Raw genomic sequence first — 17442 nt, forward strand, 5'->3', positions numbered from 1 at the left:
CAACAATCAGCCGCACGTACGGGTCAAGCGCTGCGTGCAGTGCCACCAGGCGGGCGGAGAACGTCTTGCCCTTGCGGGGCTGGGCACCGACCAGCAGCGAGAACCACGGCAGCGACAGCCCAACGAGTCGGCCGCGCTCGTCCAGGCCGAACCGGACCGGCCGCCAGATCGAACGGCGCTTCCCGTCCAGCATGTCGGTGGTACCGGCCGGAATCCCCAACGGGTCGACGTCGGCAACGAACAGCTTGTGACGGCGGCTGGACGAGTCGTCGGGAGTCAGGAACACCTGCCGGACATGGACATCCAGACCAGAAGCGATCTTCTCCTTGGCGTTGACGACTTGAGTCCAGCCCAGCCCCCACGGCAGATCGATGACTACCTCGGTACCGGTGTTGCTGGCATCCCGCGACATCGTCGACCCGAAGTTGACCTGCTTGTCGGTCTTGTCCGGGTTGCCCAGACCGGCCGCATAGTAGGCGCGCAGCACGATGTCAGAGTTCAGCTTCCGGAACCGAGGCGCGACCACCGCAGTACCGACCAAGGTCTGACCAGCCGGACGCCCGTAGTGCGCCAGCCCAGCCACCGCACCGGCGCCCGCAGCCGCTAGAAGCCCTGCAGGAGCGGCGTTCCACAGGATCGGCGCACTAACGGCCAGGCCGATGTTCTGAGCCGTCAGAACGCCACCACGCCACAGGCGGGTTGCCTTCAACTGGCGGTGGATCTTCTCCCACTCCTTCAGCTCGGAGGCGTCAGCGGCCTTCTGCTCAAGGGCAAACGAGTTCGGCACCCACCACCAGGCGATCTGATTCCGCACCACTCGCGTGAAGCCGCGACCGGCGAACCAGCCCAGCTTCGCGCCATACCAAGGCGAGCGGACCGTGTGGAACAGCGCCACGTGACCGGACCGGGCCAGCGCTTTGCGGATCGTGGCGGGCAGGTTCTGCGGGAGCAGGTGCACGGGGATGATCGGCATCCGTTCACCGGCCGCGACCGGTACCGGCAGGCCGGGCCGGTCAACCGGTGTGAGGACTCTGCCCGCTCCGGGATCGGTGTCGGTGTCGTCGTCTAGGGCGACTTCGTAGGCGGTGTCCATCCGCTCAACCTCACCTGCCGACAGCGGGACGGTTTGGCCGGCATTGTCGTCCGGCGTCTGCGTGGCGTCGTCGCGGCGGGCACGGCGGGCGTCCAGGTCGATCGGCTCGGGCACGTCGTTCAGTGGCTCGGTCATGATCAGTTCCCCTCGCTCGGGCGGGCGTGGATGAGGTGGGCCAGCGCGGCGCCCATGCCGAGCACGGCAACGGGCAGGCAGGCGACAACGGTGGTGATCTGCCACGGCGCCCGGGTGACCCCGGCTGCCTCTAGCAGGTGGTAGGCGACCTGACCGAGCGCGCCTAGAACCAGGGCGCTCAGTGCGGACCACTTCGCGAACCGGCGAGCCGATGCCGGGACCTGCCCGGACAGCCAGACCCGCAGCGCGAATGCGGCGTAGGTCTCGACTCCGATCGGGAGCGTTATGGCGGAGTTGATGGTGAAGCCGTCCGCGATCCCGGGCAGCGGGTGGACCACGCCGAACCCGGTCAGCGTGCCGAGTCCGACCCAGCCGGACCAGACCGCGACGAACGCGGGCAGAGCGAGCAGCAGGACCGGCCACGACCGGACGGGCGGGGCATCCTGAGGGGAAGCCGTGGGGACCTCTTCAGACTGGGGGAGTACGGCAACGATTCCCGGTTCTACGGCTGCCGTGACCTGCGGAGATGCCTCCTCCTCGACGGCGGGGGGCATCTCATCACCGGTCGACTCGGCCACGGTTTCGGGCTCGGTGTCGGCCGGGTCCGGCACGGTATGCAGGTGCGTCGCCGTGGTTGCAGCGTCTTCCTCGATCAGCGCCAGCCGGACGGCCTTGGCCTTCTCCTTGCCGATCCGGAAGTGCTTCATCATCTGGTTCTGCGACGGGATACCGCCCGTCTTGTCAACAAGCGTTCGGGCGGCCGGGATCAGGTCCTCAACCGGCACCGGGTAGGTGCTGCGAAGCGGTGTGCTCATGAGCGGGCCTCCCGTACGGCGAGTTCGCGGCGGGCGTCGTCAACGAGCCAGCCCAGCGCCCACAGGTCTCCGTGGGCGGTGGCGACCTCTGCGGAGTCGGCCGGTGCGTCACCGGTCACCGTGTCCCACAGGGTGCTGAGACGGGCCTCAAGTTCGTCGTAGAGGTCGTCCTCCTCGACGCCAAGGCGCGTCGCGAGAATCTGCCGGAAGCTGACCGGCTGCGGTGCTGTCCGGCGGCTCACGCCACGACCTCCGTACCGAGGTCGCGGTTGGCCAGGTCGCGGGTGACAGTGAGCACCTGGTGCTCAGCGCGGCGCACTCGCCGCCAGTCGAGCTCCGACGGAGACGATCCGGCGTTGTAGAACGCGATGTGCGCGTTCAACAGATCGAGATCGGCCTCGATCAACGGCCATTCCAACTCAATCGCAGCCAGGTCGGCTGCGGATGGTTCCTGGCTACTGACTGCCGACAGGTGGATGATGCTCATTGGGTTGTGCTCCTGTTCGTGAAGGGACTGGGGCGACCCGGACGCCTCGGCGGCTGCAACCGCCGGGGCGTCGCTTGTCTGGGACGAACCAGAACGTGAAGCGAAACTAAGGTGCGCACCACGGTATCCATACTCTACGAATTGCGCAAGCGTGGTGCGATACAGTGGTCGGGTGACTGACCTACGTGCAGACCTGACTTCGGCCACGGCTCGATATCGCAAGACGGAGACCGCCCACGAGCAAGCTCGAAACGAGACGATGGCGGCGGTTCTGGCCGCTTTGCGTGGCGGAGTCCCGCCGACAGAGGTAGAGCGACTGTCACCGTTCACGGCGGCGTACATCCGCCGTGTGGCTCGCTCGGAGGGCATTCCGCCCGCCGCGCCGGGACCGAAGCGGGTGGGCTCCTGAGTGGTCGGTTCGTTCATGGGAACAGCGTCAAGGCGAATTCCGCGACCGGTGTGCACTGTGGATGCTGCGCACTTTTTTGCGCATTGATCGAGCTCGGAGACGGTTGACTAGAGGGATCAGATCAACGAGGGGAAGTGCAGATGCACGTAGGTGAGCGCATCGGGGCCTACCGCAAGCGGCGCGGTATGTCGCAGGATGCCCTGGCTGGCCTCATCGGGATGTCGCGGTCCTGGCTCTCCCAGGTCGAGCGCGGTATTCGTGGTGTCGATCGACTGTCCACCCTGAATGACCTAGCAACCGTCCTCCGCATCGACGTAGCCGACCTAGTCGGGCGCGACTGGGTACTAGCGCCCGACGCCTCGGAGCAGGTGACTGCGGTTGATGCGGTCCGCAGCCAGCTCGCGAGCTATCACCACTTGCTGGGGGAGCGCACGGTTCCGTGGCCGCTTCCGCAGCTCCGCACCGGAGCCGTCCAGGTCAATCAGGCCTACCAGGCAGCCAAGTACCAGTCCGCAACGGCAATGCTGCCTGACCTGATCCAGGCTGCCGACTCTTACGACGGCTATCAGGGTCGCGACGGCCGCGAGACGCATCTCGCCCGATGCTCGGTCTACTCCGCCGCCGCAAAGCTCCTGACCAAGGTCGGAGAGCATCAGCTCGGCTGGCTCGCCGCCGACCGTGCGACTCACGCCGCCCTGGCGGCAGAGTCAAAAACTGCCCAGGGGATGGCCGCTTACCAGGTCGTCTGTGCACTCCTCCGAAGCCAGCGCACCGACGATGCCGAACGAGTCGCCGTCCGTTCAGCCGAAGGACTCATGTCCCTCACCGGCTCTGATGCACCAGACGCCGTCTCGTTGGCAGGTTCCCTCTGGCTCATCGCGTCAGTCATCGCCGCGCGCCGCTCGGACCGCGCAACCTCCACCGAGCGGCTAGCAACAGCGGGGCAGCTCGCCGACCTCCTGGCCCACGACGGCAATCACTGGTGGACGGCTTTCGGTCCCACCAATGTCCTGATCCACCGAGCCTCAGTCGCAGCCGAGTTCGGAGACCCCAGCGGCGTCCTTCGCATCGCTACCGAGATCGACACGGAGGCTATGCCGGCCGGTCTCCAAGGCCGCCGTTCACGCCTGCATATCGACCTCGCTTGGGCGCAAGCCCAAGCCAAGAACGACATGGAAGCAATCCTTCACTTGCAGCAAGCAGAACGAGTCGCGCCAGAGTCGATCCGCTACCACACCATCGCCCGCGAGTTGGTTCGCGAACTACTCAAGCGCTCCCGCAAACCCACCCCAGCCCTAACCGCCATCGCAACCCGCGCAGGAGTCCTCGCGTGACCAACCGCACCCTCTACATCGTCGTCTGCGGCGCCCCGCTCGCCTCTCGGGCTGGAGATGGGATACGCGCCGCCCGCGAGCAGGGCTGGGATGCCTACATCATTCCCACCGATGCTGCCCTCCCATGGCTCGAAAGCCAAGATTTGAACGGCTTGACTGTCGTGAGCGGAAATCGACGTCCTAGTGACCCCCAACGCATTCCGCGCGCCGATGCGGTAGTAGCAGCTCCATTAACATTCAATACCTTGAATGCGTGGGCAAACGGAAACGCAAACACCTATCCACTGACCACTCTCTGCGCGGCGCTAGGATCTCGCACTCCAACGGTTGCGGTGCCTTTCGCTAAGCATGACCTTGCGGGCCACCCTGCTTGGCATGCGTCCCTGGCTGTGCTCCGCTACGCCGGCGTGCGGATCATCGATCCCCATGATGGATCTGCTTCCGCCGTCCAACCCATCAAATCAGGTTCGGGTGATGAGGTATCACGAGGGTTTCGATGGAATTGGGTATTGCGACAGCTTCATGAAGATATACCGGGTTGAATCGGCTCGTTTATTCGCCCGGCTCGGAATCCATAAAATATGCCGATCATACAAGTACAGCCTCATGCAGAGCGCGTGAGCTTGGGGATCGCAAAGTGGTTGTGGACGTTTACCGATGCGAATTGGATTACCCCGCCTGGGCCCCGCCAGTAATGGACGTGCCACTCGTGGTCTACGTCGTGACGCCAGGCTGAGTATTCTCCATCCTTAATTTGAGCCGATCCAGCCTTCGCGGTCTTGCGCAATGCGTGGGTCTTTTCCTGGGCGACGTTTAGGGAAATCTCTGAGATAGCCTTGATAACCCTGCGAAGAAGCGACTCATTGTTCAGGATATCGGGCGTCTTAAGGTCGGAAATGAAGGTTGGCGCTAGGTCGATGGATCTCTCCTTCCACTCCTCGTCTGGATGCGCGTCCTCTCCACCAATTTGCAAGGCGAATGTCAGGTTTCGCTTCTCGACCAATGCGTCCCGCAGGAGTGTGGCTGGGCCAAAGGCTTTGGCCGCTTCGCGTAGTTCGAAACCGAGCGGCAATCGGTATTCCCCCGCGGCATCTTCTATCTCGATATCATCGAAATATAGAATCCGCTCGAACTCATACCTTCCGCTTAGCGAGCCGGACGCTGAGGTACGTTGAGTGAGAAAGAAGTTTGCGTGTGGCAGGTTGGCTCGGAGGCTGAGTGCGGCACACGCCGTCCAGGCCGCAACGGTGAGATCGTCGAGGTCTGGATGACAGTTGCACGGCAGACCTAGTTCGCTAGCGGGATCGATTTCGAAAGAATCACCCTCGAAATCCACCACGAGGTCATCTATCGATTCAGATCGATCAATGATTTCGTGAATCAGGGTGGCTATATCGGAACCGGAGTATGCTGAAATGCGAGCTTCCTTCAGCAATTTGTCGTAGGTCTGCCTTAGAGGGTAGAGTTCTAGAGTTGCCAACCGCTCTAGCAGTCGTGGTGGTATGAAGTTCTTCAGATCGCCCGCTCGGATGGCCGCGGCCCAACTTACGACGCTCTCGACATGATCTTCTAAATAATCCCTGGTCACTGGGCCATGCAGTGCAATGAATCCCGGATCAATCAGACTTCGCACGTTTCCCCCGCTTTGATCTCTTCTTCATCGCAGCCATCAAAAGCGCTTCCGCATCGCTTTGTGACTGATCAAAAAATCCTTCTGGCCAGTTCTCTATGGCCCCGTACTCGTTCAGGGCGACAGCTGAATAGCACGAGTTTCCATCTTTGATCTCAGTAAAATAGATAGAGACGTCATCTTGAATATCTCCGCCCTTCCCCTCGGCTATTCGCAGACGAAGTCGGTTGACCAGGTATTCACTATGTGTCTCGACCAGGCATTGCCTGCCAGTCAGTGTCATTGCGAGCAAGAAGTCAGCCAGGCGGGACTGTACGGCTGGATGAAGGTGGAGTTCAGGTTGCTCCAACAAGGTCATCGAGCCCTCAGGGGCGAGCAGCAACGACACAACTACGGGGAGACATTGGCTGACTCCGACTCCAACATGCGTAAGTGACACCGGTTTGCTTGAGGTCGCCGTTTCAACCTTCAGTTCATGACCTAGGCTTCCGCGGTCGTATGTGTGCACTGCAGTAGCAACTTTAAGGTAGTTCATCCAGTCATCAACTGCGTCTCCAAGTTTCGTGGAGACAACTGTCGGTGCTTCGCCGCCGAACGGAAGACTGGATGGGGGAACGTATTGGATTACAACATTCTTATGCTCATCAAGAACCGATGCTGTCCATTGTCCGCTAGGTCCGACATCTTTGGAGCCAAGGCTGGTCGCGACCGGATATACCGGACTAGGTTGGATCCGCAGTGGGCCTAGATAGCGAATGGTTTCAATCTCAGCGCGGATCGTGGATATCCCAAGCTGGAGGTGGCGGGGGAGACTCGATCGATCTAGCCACCAGTAGGCTTCATCTTCAGAATTTACGTAATAGTCTATGATTTCATCCCGAGATAGCTGGATTCGCCTCACGATACGCCTTCTGGCGGTATTTGGTTGTTTTCGAATCCAGTTGGCGACGTCCGTGCTGCCGATTTCATGATCAGTCATTGGATCTGGCCCGCTGTAGGCGTCCCCGATAGCCTGCTGAACGGCTGGCCAAATTTGACGGAATAGTCCAGTTGAGACACCTAGTGATATTGCAAGCGGTGAGTTCCCGCGGCCTATTAGTATGTCAACGAAGATGGTTGCAACTTCAATATTGAAATCATATCTCGACAGCAGCGCGATCGGAAGGTAGTGATTGAACTGCACGCCGCGAACGTCGTTGAACTGCTCTTGCTCTTTAAACTCGGCTCGTGACCCTCGGTCGACTTCGACCCGCCATGCCAAGGCGTCGAGATATTCAGGGGGTAATTCAGAGTAGCCATCATTGCGTGCTCTAGTCTCAACGTTCCATCGATGCCTGCGAATTGCCATGGAATAGCTTTGGGCAATTTCTTGATTTGTGTCGAAATAGACGTTGAACTTCATCTCGTTCATGGTCGGGTAGTTGTTGGTATCACTACCCGGGGCATGAGGCTTGATCGGGCGATCGCCAAATGTCCATTCTATAGAGACGAGTGACGGATTCTCCGCCCTGCGAAGGAGGTCTCTTGTGCCGCTCATGGAATGAGTCGGAAGCGGCGCTACCTCAATACCAAGGCGGAAACTGTTGGCCGAGCCACCTGAATTTAGCACCTCGTCGAACTCGCCCATTCGCACGAGCGGACCGTTCAAAACCAGTTGCCGATCGGCACCATTATGCCGAGCCGTTTGGGCGAGCAGGAGCAGGGATTGAAGTATCGTGCTCTTGCCACTGCTGTTTGCGCCAGTAATTACGGTGAGTTGCGATAGGTCGATAGTGGCGTCAGTGCGGATCGACTTGAACCTCGATAGGTGAACCCGGCGAAACATTTCTATGCTGCTCCCATGCTTTATTGGATGAGCCCGCCTGGACGCAGCCAGTGATCCCCATGCTGTGGGTCTCACTCACTAATCGGTCGTCCTGCTCTCGCGTTACGCCAGTCGTGATGGTATCGATCTGATCACTGTAGGTGAAGGGATCGACTCCGTTAGTCTAGGACGGCCTCATGTGGATAGATTCTGCCAACCGAGACACGGCGGCTCAGTTGCCTAGAGGGGACCGACTTGCCCGGGCGCAGGCGCCATGGGTCGGCTGTGTGCGGGGCTTGGCCAGCTAGGAAGGGCGGAAACAATCGGCCATGGGAGCCGACCCTGGCACCGTTGGGTTGGGGCTGACTTGAGCCGCATAGGCAGCAGGTGGGACGTGAGTACCGAATTCATACGCGAAGCGGTGTTGCCGGTGCCCTGAGCGAGTGCCTAACTGAGTGACAACCGTCGTGTGCTGTCTCGGACGGCCACGGAGTGTGCAGGACTCGCGCTTGTGGGCTGGATGGGCAGTAGCCGGGCCTGGTGCGAATGGCATGGAAGCTGTCGTGGAGGCAGCGGAAAGGCAGCAAGCCATGTGGATGCCAGCACTCTTGCTCGATAGGTGAAGCCGATTCTGCAGGCGGATGAGGACCACCTTGTGTGCGTTGATACGGGGGATCCGCCTTCACACCGAAGAGGTCACTGGTTCGAACCCAGTATCGCCCACGTCATCGGCCGCGGCATGTGCTCACAGAAAGCGTGAGCCATGCCGCTTCCGTCATTTGTGCGCCTGCGCTTCGCTTGGCGCGGGCGGGGGCTTCGCCACCCGCACCCCCTTTGCTGGGGCTGAGGTGGGTGCCCATGTGTCCTGCTGTGGCTGAGGTGGGTGCCCATGTGTCCCGCTGTGGCTGGGGTGGGTGTCCGGGCGTCGTGGTGTGGCTGAGGTGGGTGCCCATCCCCAAACCTGGTTCCCGCGCTCGGCGGCTGCCGAGCGCGGGGGGTGGGGTCAGTTGCGGTAGCGGAAGATGATTCGGCCTCGGGTTAGGTCGTAGGGGCTTAGTTCTACTAGGACTCGGTCTTCGGGGAGGATTTTGATGTAGTTCTTGCGGATTTTGCCGCTGATGTGGGCTAGGACCTTGTGGCCGTTGGTGAGTTCGATGCGGAAGTTGGCGTTGCGGAGACACTCGATGACGGTGCCCTCGACTTCGATGCCGCCTGAGGCTTTGGACATGTCAGGCCTTTTCCTGCTGGTGGACCAGTTCCAGGTTGCTGCCTGTCGGGCGGGCGCCGAAGCTCTCGAACAGTGCCATTGCGGCCTCGTTGGTTTCGTTGACTTCGGCCGAGGCCGTTTCGATGCCGGCGCGGTGGAGGTCGGCCAGCACCTGGGTCAGGAGGGCCCGGGCGATGCCGGTACGCCGCTCGCCGGCGCGGACCGCGATCAGGCCGATCCGCGGTTGACGGGTCATCGTCGCCAGCCGGAGTAGGCCGACGTACTGATTGTGCCGTGCAGCGATTGTGTACTTCGACGGGTCGATCGGTCTCGTCCCGCCTTGCCAGGGCAGCACTTCTGCCGGCATCGTCTGCCAACCGACACTGGCCTCGACCTCGGCGCGAATCGCCTGGTCCAGCTCGCGCAGCGGACTCTCGGCAACCTCACCGGCGATCACCACCCCGGGGGGCAGGGGCGCCGGAGTGACCCGCCGATCTGTCGGTACGGCGAACTCGAGCTCGCGGCGCCAACTCGCGAACCCGGCCCGTTCCCAGCTGGCCGCCAGGTCTTGATCGGTCTCGTCGACCACCGTGTACAGGGGTTCGGGCCGGTCGGCCACCATGGCGAGGGCGAGCAGGTCGAAGATCGCGTCGCGCCAGGTGTCGATACTGAGGAAGGTGCGGCCGTCGAGCCGGCGCGAAGCGTGACCGCGGCCGACCACCAGGTCGTTCTCCACCGCGTGCCACTGATTCTCAGCGACCCGGGAGATCGTCACGGCGTGGGCACCACGCCGTGGAGTGAAAGGCAAAGAGTTCATAGGTGTTTCCTTTCGGGAGTGCCGAACTTCTCGAGGCGCTCCCGGCGACACCTACGTCAGTCGCCCGCCCGTGACCACGGGAGGGGGAGCACCCACTGCGCTACAGCGTTCATGGGGTCTCACCTCCAGGCGCGATGTCACGGACCACGGCACGATACCAACCCGGCCACCGCATCGGCCAACCAATTTACGGCCGCTTAGTCGAGGCAGAACTCGTTGCCTTCGATGTCCTGCATGTTGAGGCAGGACTCGTTCTCGTCGTCGGCGAGCAGTAGTTGTCCGCGGGTCGCGCCGAGGGGGAGCAGGCGGGCGCATTCGGCCTCGAGCGCGGCCAGGCGCTCCTCGCCGACGAGGCCGGTGCCGACTCGCACGTCGAGGTGCACCCGGTTCTTGACGACCTTGCCTTCGGGGACGCGCTGGAAGAACAGGCGCGGGCCTACACCTGTGGGATCACTGCAGGCAAACGCTGCACCCTGACGCTTCGGCGGCAGCGTGCGCTCGAAGTCGTCCCAGGTCGCGAACCCCTCCGGTGGTGGCGGTACGACGTACCCCAACACCTCGCACCAGAAGCGAGCGACGCGCTCAGGTTCTGCGCAGTCGAAGGTGACTTGGAACTGCTTGACCGACGTCATCGGACCACCATAGTGGCGCGCCCCGGCCAGCTGCCTCAGGTTTTGGAGAGCCTGACCGAGTAGGAGAAGTAGGTTGGGAAGATGAGCGTTGTGGATGCGGGTGTGGTGGGGGATCTGGCGCCGACGGGGAGTTTGCGGGCGTCGATCAACCTCGGGAATCCGGTGTTGGCGCAGGGGACTGCGGAGGCGCCGGGTGGGGTGACGGTGGAGCTGGCGCGGGAGTTGGGGAAGCGGCTGGGGGTGCCGGTGGACTTGGTGTGCTTCGATGCGGCGCGGAAATCGTTCGAGGCGATGACGTCGGGGTTGGCCGATGTGTGTTTCCTCGCGGTGGATCCGGCGCGGGAGGAAGAGGTTGCCTTCACTGCGCCGTACGTCGTGATCGAAGGGGTGTATGTGGTCCCCGAAGGGTCCGGCATCGTCGAGGTGGGGGAGGTGGATCGTGAGGGTGTGCGGGTCGGGGTGAAGGACGGGTCGGCGTACGACCTGTATCTCTCGCGGACGTTGCAGCACGCGAGTGTCGTGCGCGGTGACGAGGGGGTCGACGCGTTCCTGGCGCAGGGGCTGGAGGCCGGCGCGGGGATCCGCCAGCCGGTGATCGAGTTCGTCGACAGGACTCCGGGGGTTCGGGTCGTTGAGGGTGCGTTCATGGAGATCAAGCAGGCGATGGGTACGACGAAGAGCCGCAAACCGGCGACTGTCGAGTTTCTGCGGGACTTCGTCGAGGAACTGAAAGCCAACGGCTTCGTGGCGGACGCACTTCGCCGCTCCAACCGCCCGGACGCAACGGTCGCACCACCAGCCTGACTTCCCGGATTCAGTAGTAGCGGCGGAGGTTGGGCCAGAGGGTGGACCATGCCTCCGTCGGACCGGTGCAGAGGACGACGGCTGTGTCCTGTTCTTCATTGTCGACGTCCAAGCCGTTGTCGACCGTGGCTACTTGCTCGCAGCGGCCGAAGTGGGCCTCGTAGCTCGGGGTGCGTTCTTGTTCGACCAGGAGGACCGGACCGGTCTGGGTGTCCGGGGGCGCGGGCCAGTCGGCGAAGCTCATGTGACCCGAGTACGGGGCCGGCAGATCGTGGTCCGGGCCGTAGCGGGCGAGGGCGCCTGCCTGGCCGTAGTTCCCGGCGAAGATGACCGCGCGGTCTCGCTGCTCGGCAGGGAGTTGGTTCCACGCGGTGGCCACGGTGGCGGTGAGCTCGGGCCAGCCGAGCTGTTCGCCCTGCTCGGCGTTGATCGGGAGGACGAAGTTCACGGCCGACGCAGGCAGGACCGGGAGCGTGAACAGTGCTGAGGTCAGCGCGGTGAGGACGAGCCCGGCGCCGACGAGGACTCGCCTGGAGGAACCGCGGAAGACCCAGTCGATCGTGGGCTGACAGCCGGCTGCGACGAGGATCAGCAGCAGCGGGAGGGCGTAGTACGACTTGCCGCCGAGGGCGAGGACCAGCACGCAAAGCAAGGGATAGGCCAAGGCGACCGGGCGGGACCACCGCAGGCTCGGCGTGCGCCACAGTCGGAGGAAGCCCGCGATCCAGAGGGGGACGAGGAAGGGTGACAGTTGGAGGATCTGCAGCGGGATGAACATGATCCGGTTCTCGGTGCCGTCGTCCTCGCTGATTCCGCCGGCGACCGTGAGCTGGGGCCAGTCGTGCGTGGCCTGCCAGACGAGGTTCGGCGCTGCGATGATCCCGGCGACCGCCAGACCGCCAACGAGCCACCAGCTTCGTAGTACCGACCGAGGGCCGACGACCAGTACTGCGGCGAGCAGCGCGGCCAGTGGGAGAACCACCAGGTACTTGTTCTCCAACGCGATCCCGGTGATCAGACCGAGCGCGATCCACCAGCGCCCGTCCCCTGTGCGGAGCAACCTCACCGCGAACAGACCGATCACCATCCAGGCGAGCAGGTCGAATGTCGCGGTGGAAACCATGTGGCCGGTGCCGAGCAGGAATCCCGACACGGCGGCGCACACCGCGGCCAGGATCTGCGCACGCCGGTCGCTGCCGAACTCCCGCGCGATCAGCGCGACCACCACAACGGTCAGGGCAGCGGCGATCGTCGCGACCACTCGCAGACCCATCGGGGGGTCGCCGAGGATCGCCGTCGAGATCCGGGCCAGCAGGGGAGTCAGCGGTGGCTGGTCGACGTAGCCCCAGGCAAGGTGATCGCCCGCGACGAGGAAGTAGAGCTCGTCGCGGTGATAGCCGTAGCGGCCGGACAGTGCGGTGAGAACGATCCCCACCGAGAGAGCGATTGCTGCGACGGGAACGGTGGCGAAGGCCGGTACCGACGGGCGACTGACGGTCATGGGCGAATGCTGGCAGGCCACCGGGGTCCTCGGACACCTTTCGGTCCCGCGAGCGCCGGATCTAGGCTGAGTGGCGTGGACCGTGCCTACTGGCCGGCGGGGAAGCAGGAGATGGACGCACTCGCAGCAGGTCGGGAGTCTTTCGCCCAGCACGCTTGGGCGGACGGCTACCAGCTGCTGTCGGCTGCCGACCGCGAGTCACCGCTCGACGCGGAGGATCTGGAACGTGTCGGTCTGTCGGCCTATCTGATCGGCCGCGAGAGCGAGAGCGTCGAGGCCTTGGCGCGCGCCTACCAGCAGTTGGCCGCGGCGGGCGAGGTCGAGCGAGCCGCCAGATGTGGATTCTGGCTCGCCTTCCAGTTGTTCAACGCGGGCGAGCTCGCCCGGGGCGGCGGCTGGCTGGCGCGAGCGCAGCGGCTGCTGGACGACGCGGGCCGCGACTGTGTGGAACAGGGTTACGTGCTGGTGCCGGCGGCCCACCAGATCCTCGAGACAGAAGGCGACCCCACGACGGCCTGCGGGCTGTTCGACCGGGCCATCGAGATCGGCGAACGGTACGAGGATCCGACCTTGACCGCCTTGGCCAGGCTCGGCAGAGCGCAGGCTTCGATTGACCTCGGCGACACCCGCCGCGCGATCGCGCTGCTCGACGAGGTGATGGTCGCCGTCACCGCCGGCGAGGTGTCCCCGGCCGTGGCCGGGGTCGCGTACTGCGCGACGATCTTCGTCTGCCAATTGACGTTCGACCTCCGCCGGGCGGGGGAGTGGACCAGCGCGCTGAGCCTGTGGTGTGAATCGCAACCCGACCTGGTTCCCTACCGTGGGCAGTGCCTGGTCCATCGTGCCGAACTGATGCAGTTGCACGGCGCGTGGCCGGACGCGATGGACGAGGCGCAACAGGCCTACGAACGGCTCTCCGAACCACCGGGCCAGCCGGCGGTCGGCATGGCGCTCTACGTCCAAGGAGAGTTGCACCGGCTCCGGGGCGAGTTCGCGGCAGCCGAGTCGGCGTACCGGAAAGCCAACCACTGGGGCCATTTGCCGCAGCCGGGACTCTCGTTGTTGCGCCTCGCGCAAGGTCGTCTCGCTGACGCGACCACGGGAATCAAGCGGTCCCTGGACGAGGCGCGAGGACCGTTCGTCAGGGCGCGCCTGTTGCCCGCCTTCGTCGAGATCCTGCTGGCCGGCGCTGACCTGGCCGAGGCGCGTTCAGCGGCGGAGGAGCTTGCGGCGATCGCCGCGGACGCGGATGCGCCGTACCTGAGGGCAAGCTGCGCGCACTCCCTCGGCGCGGTACTGCTTGCTGAGAGCAACGGTAAGGCGGCGCTGGAGGACCTGCGACGCGCGTGGATCGGGTGGCAGCAGATCGACGCACCGTTCGAGGCCGGGCGGGCGCGAGTGCTGATCGGGCAGGCCTGTCGCGAGCTCGGTGACGAGGATGCGTGCGAGATGGAACTCGATGCCGCGCAGTGGATCTTCCGGCAGCTCGGAGCCGTACCGGAACTCGCTCGAGTGGAGGCGCTGGCGGGGAGGGTGACGACCGGGACAGCTTGCGGGCTCACCGCGCGAGAGCTGCAAGTGCTGGCTCTGGTGGCGACCGGCAGGACCAACCGGGCGATCTCGACCGAGCTCGTCATCAGTGAGAAGACCGTGGCCAGGCACCTCAGCAACATCTTCACCAAGCTCGATCTCCCGTCCCGGGCCGCGGCGACCGCTTACGCGTACGAACACGATCTGGTCTGAGGACGGCAATGGGCAGGAATACCCACTGCCGGGCGCGCGGAGATGGGCAGTTCGGTCGACGCGGTCAGAGGTAGTCCGCTTCTAAGTTCGGTGTCATCCGCACAAAGGGGGACACCATGACCACTCCGCATCTCACCGGACCCGGCCGGCGCGAACAGTTCGACACCGTCGTGATCGGGGCCGGGCAGACCGGGCTCGCGCTCGGCTACCACCTCGCGCGTCAGGGCCGGTCGTTCGTGATTCTCGACGAGAACAACCGGGTCGGCGACGGGTGGCGACGGCGCTACGACTCGCTGCGCCTCTACACCCCGGCCAAGTACGACGCTCTGCCGGGCGGGCGCTTTCCCGCGAAGCCGTTCGAGTTCCCCACCGGCAAGCAGGTGGCGGACTACCTGGAGGGGTACGTCGCGGAACACCGGCTGCCGGTGCGACCGCGTGTCTTTGTCGACGGCGTACGACGGAAGTCCGGTGGGTTCGTGGTGTCGGCGGGGGAGCAGGTGTTCGAGGCGGCCCAGGTCGTCGTGGCCACGGGCGGTCAGCACCTTCCGTACACCCCGGAGTTCGCCGGCGAGCTGGATCCGGGGATCCGGCAGCTCCACTCGTCGGAGTACCGGAATCCGTCGCAGTTGCTGCCGTGTGACGTGCTGCTGGTGGGCGCGAGCCACTCGGGGGCGGACCTGGCGCACGAGATCGCCGGGTCCGGGCATCGCACGATCCTCTGCGGGCCGGCCCGGGGCGAGATCCCGTTCTCGATCGAGGGCCGTCCGGCACGCCAGATCATGAAGGTGCTCTGGTTCGCCGCCAACCACTTGCTGACCGAGCGGACTCCGATCGGCCGGAAGATGCAGCCCGAGGTACGCAACGAGGGCGGTCCGCTGTTGCGGGTGAAGTCGGCCGACCTGGCCGCCGCTGGGGTGGAACGGGTGGAGGACCGCATGGTCGGCGTACGGGACGGGCAGCCGCTGCTCGCGGACGGCCGCGTTCTGGACGTGGAGAACGTGATCTGGTGTACCGGCTTCCGGCGCGACTTCAGCTGGATCGAGGGACCCGTACTCGGCGACGACGGCTGGCCCGCCCAGCACCGCGGCGTCTCGACCACGATCCCCGGCCTGTACTTCCTCGGCCTGCTCTTCCAGTACGCCTTCGCCTCAATGCTGACCGGCGGCGCCGGCCGCGACGCCGCTTACGTAGCCATCCACATCGCCAAGCACACCCCCGCCAGCATCGCCGCCGGGCAAACGGTCATCTCGTAACCGGGATGAGCTCCGGGGCTTCTCCCGGTCGAGCGGCATGACCCGCATCGGTTGGTATAGGTCAACATGTCGGGTGTCGGTGCTGGCTGGCCGTTCTCAGCCGGTCTGACGCAGATCACTGGATCGAGGCTCGTCGGGCGAGTCAGTTGGCTCGTGGGTGCTCTCGTCCGGCGGTACCATCCGCCACCAGGGCGACAAACCGGAGGGCGACGGCGTGACCGGACCGTTCACCCGCGCGGACCTCGACGAGGTTGCGGCACTGGTGGTCTCGTCGTGGGGCTCGGGTGTGGACCGCGACTGGACGGTGCCCGCCGGCACGCTGAGCTGGAGCTGTGCCAAGACCGCCGACCACACCGTCGACGCCGTACTCGCGGTCGCGATCTTCCTCGCCTCCCGCAAGCAGGACGGGTATCCGGACTGGGGCTGGGGTGAGTTCAGCATGGGCGCGGACCCGCGACCGGACGACCTCGTCGAGGCGTTGGGGACCGTGACCCGGATCCTGTCGGCGGTGATCGCCGCGGCCGAACCGGGTGCCGGCGCCGTGATCTGGCGGCGACCCCGGGTCGTGGCTCGACCAGCCGCCGACTTCGCGGCCCGCGGCGCCCTCGAGCTGATTCTGCACGGTCACGACGTGTGCGCTGGTCTGGGCGTCGAGTTCGAACCGCCGGCCGCCCTGAGCCTGCGGCTCAGCGACCACACCCGGGATTGGCCGCATTGGACCAACCCCGGCTGGAGCGCCCCGCGGGCGACCGGCGATCCGTGGTCCGACCTCCTCATGGGCGCGGGCCGCCGCCGGACCCGCTGACCACTTGCCCTCCCTGGTACCTGGCTGGTTTGGTATGTCAACCTGCCGGGAGGTGACGATGGTTCTGTTGTATGAGCGGATCAGTACGCATGTGCTGGAGGAGATTCGGCGGGGTGTGCTGGGTCCGGGGGATCGGGTTTCTTCCGAGATGGAGTTGGCGGCGCAGTTTGAGGTCAGTCGGATTACGTCCAAGCGGGCGCTTGAGGTGCTGCGCGAGGCTGGGCTGATCGAGCGGATCCGCGGCAAGGGGTCGTTCGTGGTGAAGCGGCTGCCTGATCTCGACGGGATCACCGTGCCGCTGAAGGGGCGGTTGGCGCTTCGTCCCGCGCGATCGAGGGATCTGCCCGGCAGCATCGCGCTCGTCGTACCGGATGTTTCGGAGGCGTACGGGCTGGAACTGCTGTGCGCGATCGAGGAGCGGTGTGCCGAGCACGGAGCAAATTTGATCGTACGGCGGACCCGTGGAAGGCAGAGCGACGAGGAACAGGCCGTGGAATCGCTGGTCGAATCGGGAGAGGTGGACGGGCTGATCGTCTTCCCCGTGCACGGCGACTTCTACAACGCGAGCTTGCTCCGGCAGGTGCTGGACGGTTATCCGCTGGTACTCGTCGACCGTCATCTGTCCGGGATCCCGGTCGCGGCCGTGCACACCGACAATGTTGCGGCGGCAAAGGCCCTGACCGAGCGCCTGCTCGACCGAGGGCACCGGCACATCGCCTTCATGTCCCCGCCGCCCTTGCACACGTCCAGCATCGAGGACCGGCTGGAGGGATTCCGGGCTGCCTTTGCCGAACCCGGACGCGAACCGGCCGACTACCACGCTCACCAGTTGACCGAGCTGCGCAGTACGTTGCCTGGATCGTTCACCCCAGAGAGCGTTCTCTCCGATCTGAACGCGATCCGGGCGTTCCGGGATCGCGTGCCGGAGGTGACCGCCTTCCTCGCCTGTGAGTACAACCTGGCCAGGATGGTG

At 64.6% G+C, this 17442-nt stretch carries 17 protein-coding genes and 1 pseudogene; 8 read left to right on the plus strand and 10 right to left on the minus strand.

Translation table 11 applies throughout. The features are described 5' to 3' along the window. The 4 genes and pseudogenes from VFG33_RS09155 to VFG33_RS09170 all read right to left on the minus strand — a co-directional run. A pseudogene (locus VFG33_RS09155) lies at nucleotides 1-1228 on the minus strand (cell division protein FtsK); the annotation flags it as partial. A 2-nt stretch (nucleotides 1229-1230) separates the two neighbouring features. After that, nucleotides 1231-2043 (minus strand): ABC transporter permease, encoded by an 813-nt coding sequence (locus VFG33_RS09160; RefSeq protein ID WP_325024447.1) that lies wholly within the window; start codon nucleotides 2041-2043, stop codon nucleotides 1231-1233. Next, on the minus strand, nucleotides 2040-2285 hold the full coding sequence (locus VFG33_RS09165; protein WP_325024449.1) for a hypothetical protein: 246 nt from the start codon (nucleotides 2283-2285) through the stop codon (nucleotides 2040-2042). Before VFG33_RS09165 ends, VFG33_RS09160 begins: the two co-directional genes overlap by 4 nt. Continuing rightward, entirely contained in the window at nucleotides 2282-2530 is a 249-nt protein-coding gene (locus VFG33_RS09170; RefSeq protein WP_325024451.1) for a DUF6284 family protein, read from the minus strand. The genes VFG33_RS09165 and VFG33_RS09170 overlap by 4 nt, the downstream gene beginning before the upstream one ends. A gap of 172 nt (nucleotides 2531-2702) precedes the next feature. Here VFG33_RS09170 and VFG33_RS09175 point away from each other — a divergent pair, with 172 nt between their 5' ends. The 3 genes from VFG33_RS09175 (at nucleotide 2703) to VFG33_RS09185 (ending at nucleotide 4815) form a co-directional block, all read left to right on the plus strand. Then, nucleotides 2703-2939 (plus strand): hypothetical protein, encoded by a 237-nt coding sequence (locus VFG33_RS09175; protein ID WP_325024453.1) that lies wholly within the window; start codon nucleotides 2703-2705, stop codon nucleotides 2937-2939. 140 nt (nucleotides 2940-3079) lie between these two features. Beyond that, nucleotides 3080-4273: a helix-turn-helix domain-containing protein gene (locus tag VFG33_RS09180; protein ID WP_325024476.1), complete on the plus strand. Its 1194-nt coding sequence runs from the start codon at nucleotides 3080-3082 to the stop codon at nucleotides 4271-4273. Continuing rightward, on the plus strand, nucleotides 4270-4815 hold the full coding sequence (locus tag VFG33_RS09185) for a flavoprotein (RefSeq protein WP_325024455.1): 546 nt from the start codon (nucleotides 4270-4272) through the stop codon (nucleotides 4813-4815). The genes VFG33_RS09180 and VFG33_RS09185 overlap by 4 nt, the downstream gene beginning before the upstream one ends. Nucleotides 4816-4877: 62 nt before the next feature. Here VFG33_RS09185 and VFG33_RS09190 read toward each other — a convergent pair whose 3' ends face one another. The 5 genes from VFG33_RS09190 to VFG33_RS09210 form a co-directional block, all read right to left on the minus strand. Beyond that, complete coding sequence (locus tag VFG33_RS09190; RefSeq protein WP_325024457.1) at nucleotides 4878-5906, minus strand: hypothetical protein; 1029 nt, start codon at nucleotides 5904-5906, stop codon at nucleotides 4878-4880. Further along, a complete protein-coding gene (locus VFG33_RS09195; RefSeq protein ID WP_325024459.1) occupies nucleotides 5890-7728 on the minus strand; it encodes an AAA family ATPase in 1839 nt (612 codons plus the stop codon). Before VFG33_RS09195 ends, VFG33_RS09190 begins: the two co-directional genes overlap by 17 nt. Nucleotides 7729-8710: 982 nt before the next feature. Beyond that, nucleotides 8711-8935, minus strand: a complete 225-nt coding sequence (gene infA, locus VFG33_RS09200; RefSeq protein WP_325024461.1) for a translation initiation factor IF-1 — start codon at nucleotides 8933-8935, stop codon at nucleotides 8711-8713. Between the two features lies 1 nt (nucleotide 8936). Further along, complete coding sequence (locus VFG33_RS09205) at nucleotides 8937-9731, minus strand: GNAT family N-acetyltransferase (RefSeq protein WP_325024463.1); 795 nt, start codon at nucleotides 9729-9731, stop codon at nucleotides 8937-8939. Nucleotides 9732-9928: 197 nt separating this feature from the next. Next, the gene (locus VFG33_RS09210; protein WP_325024464.1) at nucleotides 9929-10363 is read right to left on the minus strand and encodes a VOC family protein; all 435 of its coding nucleotides are present in this window, start codon (nucleotides 10361-10363) and stop codon (nucleotides 9929-9931) included. Between the two features lie 81 nt (nucleotides 10364-10444). On the opposite strand from VFG33_RS09210, the gene VFG33_RS09215 reads away from it, so the two are divergent. Further along, nucleotides 10445-11167, plus strand: a complete 723-nt coding sequence (locus VFG33_RS09215) for a transporter substrate-binding domain-containing protein (protein ID WP_325024465.1) — start codon at nucleotides 10445-10447, stop codon at nucleotides 11165-11167. A gap of 10 nt (nucleotides 11168-11177) precedes the next feature. Here the strand turns inward: VFG33_RS09215 and VFG33_RS09220 are convergent, their stop codons facing one another. Beyond that, the gene (locus VFG33_RS09220) at nucleotides 11178-12668 is read right to left on the minus strand and encodes an ArnT family glycosyltransferase (protein ID WP_325024467.1); all 1491 of its coding nucleotides are present in this window, start codon (nucleotides 12666-12668) and stop codon (nucleotides 11178-11180) included. A gap of 75 nt (nucleotides 12669-12743) precedes the next feature. On the opposite strand from VFG33_RS09220, the gene VFG33_RS09225 reads away from it, so the two are divergent. The 4 genes from VFG33_RS09225 to VFG33_RS09240 all read left to right on the plus strand — a co-directional run. Further along, complete coding sequence (locus VFG33_RS09225) at nucleotides 12744-14411, plus strand: LuxR C-terminal-related transcriptional regulator (RefSeq protein ID WP_325024468.1); 1668 nt, start codon at nucleotides 12744-12746, stop codon at nucleotides 14409-14411. A gap of 116 nt (nucleotides 14412-14527) precedes the next feature. Then, nucleotides 14528-15664, plus strand: a complete 1137-nt coding sequence (locus tag VFG33_RS09230) for a flavin-containing monooxygenase (RefSeq protein WP_325024470.1) — start codon at nucleotides 14528-14530, stop codon at nucleotides 15662-15664. Nucleotides 15665-15878: 214 nt separating this feature from the next. Next, a complete protein-coding gene (locus VFG33_RS09235; RefSeq protein WP_325024472.1) occupies nucleotides 15879-16469 on the plus strand; it encodes a maleylpyruvate isomerase N-terminal domain-containing protein in 591 nt (196 codons plus the stop codon). 58 nt (nucleotides 16470-16527) lie between these two features. After that, on the plus strand, nucleotides 16528-17442 hold a 915-nt coding region (locus tag VFG33_RS09240; RefSeq protein ID WP_325024474.1), incomplete at its 3' end, for a GntR family transcriptional regulator.

The organism is Kribbella sp., from assembly GCF_035687465.1.
GTDB lineage: Bacteria > Actinomycetota > Actinomycetes > Propionibacteriales > Kribbellaceae > Kribbella.